This is a genomic window from Bisbaumannia pacifica (assembly GCF_007989625.1).
Lineage (GTDB): Bacteria > Pseudomonadota > Gammaproteobacteria > Pseudomonadales > Halomonadaceae > Bisbaumannia > Bisbaumannia pacifica.
The window spans coordinates 1-739 of sequence record NZ_BJUK01000108.1; the positions used below are offsets into that span (position 1 = coordinate 1).

The window sequence follows — 739 nt, forward strand, 5'->3', positions numbered from 1 at the left end:
CGTCACGACGCCGGCGGACCTGGGGCTGGAGATCACCAGTGGCGTGACGCTGCTTAAGGTCGAGCCGCCGGCGGAGCGCCAGGCCGGCATCAAGGTGGGCTCCGTGGATGAGCTGGTCGAACAACTCAAGCACGAAGCCAAAGTGATTTAAATGGGAGCCGATCTTATGAGCATCCTGGTACTCGCCGACTATCACGATGGAGTATTGAGCCCGGCCACGGCGCACGTCGTCGCGGCGGCGAAGCAGATTTCCCAGGCCGGCGGTGGAGAGATTCATCTGCTGGTAGCGGGCCAAGGCGTGAGCGCCGTGGCCGAGGCCGCCGCCCAGCTCGACGGCGTGGCCAAGGTGCGCGTCGCCGATCACGCCGTCTATGCCAACCAGCTGGCCGAGCCGCTGGGCGACCTGCTGGTGGCTCTCGCCGACGACTACGGCCATGTGCTGGCTTGCTCCTCCACCACCGGCAAGAACGTCCTGCCGCGGCTGGCCGCCCTCAAGGACGTCGGGCAACTCTCCGAGATCATCGCCGTGGAGAGCGCCGATACCTTCCGTCGCCCCATCTATGCCGGTAACGCCATCGCTACCGTGCAGAGCGCCGATGCCCTCAAGGTGATCACCGTGCGCGCCACCGCCTTCGATGCCGTGGCCGTCTCTTCACAAGGTCAGGGTAGCGCCAGCGTCGAGGCCGTGGAGACCGTGGTCGACAACACTCGCTCGACCTTCGTCAAGGAAGCCCTGGCC

2 pseudogenes are annotated in these 739 nt (G+C 66.2%); both read left to right on the plus strand.

Features of this window, described 5'->3' with window-relative positions:
- A pseudogene (locus HPA02_RS18515) lies at positions 1-151 on the plus strand (electron transfer flavoprotein subunit beta/FixA family protein); the annotation flags it as partial.
- 15 nt (positions 152-166) lie between these two features.
- Positions 167-739, plus strand: a pseudogene (locus tag HPA02_RS18115) (electron transfer flavoprotein subunit alpha/FixB family protein); the annotation flags it as partial.